Annotated in this window: 7 protein-coding genes and 1 pseudogene; 4 read left to right on the top strand and 4 right to left on the bottom strand. The window is 44.3% G+C overall.

Annotated elements, in window-relative coordinates; genetic code table 11:
* Positions 1 to 393: 393 nt before the first annotated feature.
* Positions 394 to 582, top strand: coding sequence for a hypothetical protein (locus HCR01_RS37190; protein ID WP_193200897.1), 189 nt, complete (start codon positions 394 to 396; stop codon positions 580 to 582).
* Positions 583 to 644: 62 nt separating this feature from the next.
* Here HCR01_RS37190 and HCR01_RS37185 read toward each other — a convergent pair whose 3' ends face one another.
* Positions 645 to 1211: a GIY-YIG nuclease family protein gene (locus tag HCR01_RS37185; RefSeq protein ID WP_193200896.1), complete on the bottom strand. Its 567-nt coding sequence runs from the start codon at positions 1209 to 1211 to the stop codon at positions 645 to 647.
* Between the two features lie 123 nt (positions 1212 to 1334).
* On the opposite strand from HCR01_RS37185, the gene HCR01_RS37180 reads away from it, so the two are divergent.
* Positions 1335 to 1667 carry a hypothetical protein gene (locus HCR01_RS37180; protein ID WP_193200895.1) on the top strand — a complete coding sequence of 111 codons (333 nt, stop codon included), beginning with the start codon at positions 1335 to 1337 and terminating at the stop codon, positions 1665 to 1667.
* 101 nt (positions 1668 to 1768) lie between these two features.
* Here HCR01_RS37180 and HCR01_RS37175 read toward each other — a convergent pair whose 3' ends face one another.
* Positions 1769 to 2062 carry a hypothetical protein gene (locus tag HCR01_RS37175; RefSeq protein WP_226890065.1) on the bottom strand — a complete coding sequence of 98 codons (294 nt, stop codon included), beginning with the start codon at positions 2060 to 2062 and terminating at the stop codon, positions 1769 to 1771.
* 146 nt (positions 2063 to 2208) lie between these two features.
* Here HCR01_RS37175 and HCR01_RS37170 point away from each other — a divergent pair, with 146 nt between their 5' ends.
* Positions 2209 to 2898 (top strand): thermonuclease family protein, encoded by a 690-nt coding sequence (locus HCR01_RS37170; protein ID WP_193200894.1) that lies wholly within the window; start codon positions 2209 to 2211, stop codon positions 2896 to 2898.
* Positions 2899 to 2983: 85 nt separating this feature from the next.
* Here the strand turns inward: HCR01_RS37170 and HCR01_RS37165 are convergent, their stop codons facing one another.
* On the bottom strand, positions 2984 to 3343 hold the full coding sequence (locus HCR01_RS37165; protein WP_193200893.1) for a hypothetical protein: 360 nt from the start codon (positions 3341 to 3343) through the stop codon (positions 2984 to 2986).
* The gene (locus HCR01_RS37160; RefSeq protein ID WP_193200892.1) at positions 3343 to 3678 is read right to left on the bottom strand and encodes a DUF5674 family protein; all 336 of its coding nucleotides are present in this window, start codon (positions 3676 to 3678) and stop codon (positions 3343 to 3345) included. The genes HCR01_RS37165 and HCR01_RS37160 overlap by 1 nt, the downstream gene beginning before the upstream one ends.
* Before the next feature lie 233 nt (positions 3679 to 3911).
* On the opposite strand from HCR01_RS37160, the pseudogene HCR01_RS37155 reads away from it, so the two are divergent.
* A pseudogene (locus HCR01_RS37155) lies at positions 3912 to 4108 on the top strand (hypothetical protein); the annotation flags it as partial.

Raw genomic sequence — 4108 nt, 5'->3', positions numbered from 1 at the left:
AATCTCAGTTGCACTCGACTTAATAAATCCTCAACATTTAAGAAACTGGTTTGCCAGTTGCTGCTACTGTACCTCATAACAGCCGTAAATGCTGTATTACGCTCTCCGTTGTTGGGACAGCGATTACTTTTGGCATGATGTTAATAGGAACAGCAGTTATTGGTCACTCTTCCGGCATTTTGTCCAAGAAATGAAGGAAATCGAGGACTCTTTTGTATTCCGCATCCAAAATTACCGCTTGTAGGAGCATGAGAATCATTATTTACCAGCTGATTCTAACAAGCGATCGCCTGCGGTGGGCTACGCCTACGCTCATCCGAATTTACCAGTCGTGTTGAGACAGCATTAGGTAAAGTACTTTAATTGGTAACAGAGCGATCGCCCACCCCAACCATGACTGAAACCCACAACCTCGGCATGACCGATACTGAGTATGCACAACTAGCAGCCCAAGGATACGACCCCAACCTAGAACACCAGTTGGTGGAGCTTGGCGAGAGCTTAGACCAAGCCCGGAAGCTAGCGCGAGTAGTGGGACTAACCAAAGACAAACCACCAGAAACAGACAAGGAGTGGCAATAGTTCATAGCAGTTTGGTCGGGCGGCTAATGAATGATATTTCATTTTGGAAAGTTCAGACTATCCTACCCAAAAGGCTGCCCCCAGCGCTCCCAGTTCTCCTTATTAAATGGACTGCGCCACTTCAAAATAAGGTTCAACTCCAACTCTTGCCGTGCGCGTCGATCAACCGGAGCATCCCACCAAAATGCGGCGTTGACTGCTGTTTGTAATCCATAGCGATAATGTAAATCCTGGTAGCTGGCGATGTAATCTTTGCAGGCGTGTATACCCTGCCATCGCTTGTTACTGCGGCAAGTTTCCCCCACATACAGCACTAGTCCAGCAGCCGAGTCAATGATGAAATACAGACACGCTTCACCGGGGCTATCTGCTGGCATCCGATAAAATGACATTGGTACAAGCCGAAGTAAGAATGGGTCTATTGTATCTGGGTCACAGTGCTTTGGTGCAATGTCAAATAATGCCGTCTGCTCTGGCGGCTTGCTTTTCCTCATCCGTTGCTGATAGTCAAATATTTGCGCTTTCCACTTCAGTAACGCTTCAAGACTCATCACCAGCGCCTCTGTCAAAAGTGCTGGTGTGAGGGGGAAATCAGAAAATAAGTTTAGCTGGTTGGGTTCCAAGGTCATCACTGGGAGTTACAAATAGATTATCCTCTAGAACTGAAATGCAAGAAATCTGTTAACGGTTTTAGGGGAGTGATCGCTGTTGCATTTTTGGGCATTTTAAAATGGTGTTTACTGAATACAGCCATGTTTAAAGGATTTGGTCGTAGTAAGAAAAAACCAATGCTTGAGGACAATCAACTAACTACAGGCATTGTGCAGCACCCAGTTACTCTTCGTTGGCAGACTTGGATATCATTTACTGGTCATGATATTCAGTGCATTACTGCCCATAACAAACGAGAGGATGCTAATAGAGTGGCTAAACAGATAGCTGATGCTTGGAGTCAGGGAAAATACAAAACTGGGGAAGAGGTAACAGCTTTTATCCAATCACTGCCTACTGATGCTGTCATAGACCCATTACCCCAAAATATTGTGATGCAATTAAGTCAGAAAGCATTAAGCGCAAAAAAGTAATTAGAGCGATTGCTACGCCAACGTCTGCGATGAACGCTCTAAACAGTATCATCCATCCATCCGCACTCTGGATTTTGACAGTCCCAATGCACCCATGCTGACTAGTCCCGTTCAAATTCAGCACTACACCGGGGGCATCTACCTGTAAACATCGGATGCCAGTCAATCAGTTCTAGCTGCTGTTCCCGTGTCCAGTGTTGCCGGGGCTGTAAAATCAATTCGCCGTTATAATAAGTTGCGCCTTCTGGTTGCCATAACTCCTCCGGTTCAAGGTTAGGGTCTTCTCGAAAGTCCAAGCAGCTGTCGCCGTCTACCCCATCAAGATGGACAGCACAGACGAGGTAAGGGTTATGGGCATACAGGAGACAGCGATCGCATATCAGAAGTTTTGCCATAGTATCAGTTTACTGCCTGATCCAAACGATGGTTCCAGGCGGGTAATTTTTTCGCTTGAGTTTGATTAGGGGCAAGGATATCAATGTAGGTAGCGATCGCTGACTTCTAACTGGGAACCATAAAATTAGAGTCATTTTTAATACTTATGTTTTCTAACTTTAGCTTTGTTGCAATTAGCATTCTATTTCTAGCTCAAACGGCGTTACCTGTTGTTGCCAACAATCTTACCGCTACAGTTGTAAGCGTAGGTGACGGTGACACCATACGGGTGAGGACTGGTAACAAAACTGTAACAGTCCGTCTCGCTTGCATTGATGCACCAGAGATCAAACAAAGTCCTTGGGGAGCGCAATCAACACTCAGACTCAAACAATTGTTGCCAGTGGGACAAACAATTACCCTACGCTCTACTGAAACTGACAAATATAAGCGCCTGGTTGCAGAGGTGTTTGTTGGTAATCGCAGCATCAATGTGAATATGGTGCAAGAGGGACAAGCTGTAGTATATCGCCAGTACCTCAAAGGTTGCCCAGAGTCTAAAAATAGCTTGTTGCAAGGTGAAAACACCGCCAAACAACAGCGTTTAGCATTTTGGAGTCAGGCTAATCCTGTGATGCCTTGGGACTTCCGCCACAGAGCTACCCAAAAGACAACTTCACAACCGATCCAACCGCAGCAACAGAATAACTGTGACCCTTCTTACCCAGATATTTGCATTCCTAAGAATTCATCCGATTTGAATTGCCGAGATATTACCCAACGAAGATTTAAGGTGCTGCCACCTGACCCTCACGGCTTTGACCGAGATGGGGATGGCATCGGGTGTGAACGGTAAAAACGAAAACAATAGCGCAATTCTCAAAATTTAGTAAAAACTAATTGAGGACAGAAGGGTTGTAGGGCGATCGCACTACTTGAGACTATGCACTCATAGATTCAGAAGTCAGCAAACCAGACATAGCCAATATTCGTTGTGACCAAGTAGACGCAATATCTGCAATGTTTGCAGTTTCGTTTGAGTTATTCCAAATATTGAGCCAGTTTTGTTTCCAGCCTTGCAACAAGCCAAGAAGTTGATCTAATTCAATATTAATTTGGCTTTCTCGCTGGATCAAGGACAAATACAGCAAACTTTCGTCTAACAATACCGGAACTACTTCAAGGCTTGCACTTTTTTGTGACCAAGAGTTAAGACGTGCCAAACTAGCGGCCAACTCTCCCAATTGTTGCGCGTGGGGTAGGTTTAGAAAACTAGCTTCAATTGCACTCCAGTTGGGCATTACAATCCTCCTAGCAATTGCTTGGTAATTTTGGTGACTCGTTCTCGAATTTCGGGGGATTTAATTAACATACTACGGTTATTCTGACTAGGGCGGATGTTTATGATTGACTCAAAAACAATTTCCTGAGTAGAAGGAGCCCAATCAGCACCCCAAATATCTCGTTGTCTGCTACCGTCTTTGAGTAACTCTTGTTCACATTCGTAATGGCGAACGCCACCACCTGCAATAACTTTGCGTTCGATGTCTACTGCTATTTTAATAAATACCTCCCAAGTTTTCAGCATTTCTTCTATCTGTTCACTGGTAGCAGGCTCACGGATGATTAAAACCAATTGCAGTAGTCCTATTCAGCAATTAACAATGTCAATTTGTACATTACTTAATCATGCCAGACAATTGAGCGTAGCCAATTGAGCGTAGCCAATTGATACTCTACAGTCTTTCCGCTCTATTGATGAGGCTTGTGGTGAGCGTAGCTATGTCTACCACCATATCGTTTTAGCTCAATTTTTGCTACTAATAGTGGCAGTGAACTATTGTATTTGTCAACTACAAGTTGCATAATATGGCAAATCGAGAAGAAATAGAAGAGGTCGTAATGTTACCACTAACTGAAGTGGGTTCTATTAGATGGACAGATGCGCGTGGGCGTAAGATGCGTGCATTGCGTGGCGATATACCATTAGTTACTTTATCCAAAAAGCTTGCTGAACTAGAAGTAGAGATTTCTCGCCAGTATTTGAACAGGATGGAGACAAATAC

The organism is Nostoc sp. MG11, assembly GCF_014904695.1.
In the GTDB taxonomy this organism is placed as follows: Bacteria; Cyanobacteriota; Cyanobacteriia; order Cyanobacteriales; family Nostocaceae; genus Komarekiella.
This window is presented reverse-complemented; position numbering and strand designations above follow the sequence as displayed.

Bases quoted from the DNA above. Each gene is read 5' to 3' on its own strand.
- HCR01_RS37190 (WP_193200897.1), top strand. From the start codon at position 394: ATGACTGAAACCCACAACCTCGGCATGACCGATACTGAGTATGCACAA.
- HCR01_RS37185 (WP_193200896.1), bottom strand. From the start codon at position 1,211: ATGACCTTGGAACCCAACCAGCTAAACTTATTTTCTGATTTCCCCCTC.
- HCR01_RS37180 (WP_193200895.1), top strand. From the start codon at position 1,335: ATGTTTAAAGGATTTGGTCGTAGTAAGAAAAAACCAATGCTTGAGGAC.
- HCR01_RS37175 (WP_226890065.1), bottom strand. From the start codon at position 2,062: ATGGCAAAACTTCTGATATGCGATCGCTGTCTCCTGTATGCCCATAAC.
- HCR01_RS37170 (WP_193200894.1), top strand. From the start codon at position 2,209: ATGTTTTCTAACTTTAGCTTTGTTGCAATTAGCATTCTATTTCTAGCT.
- HCR01_RS37165 (WP_193200893.1), bottom strand. From the start codon at position 3,343: ATGCCCAACTGGAGTGCAATTGAAGCTAGTTTTCTAAACCTACCCCAC.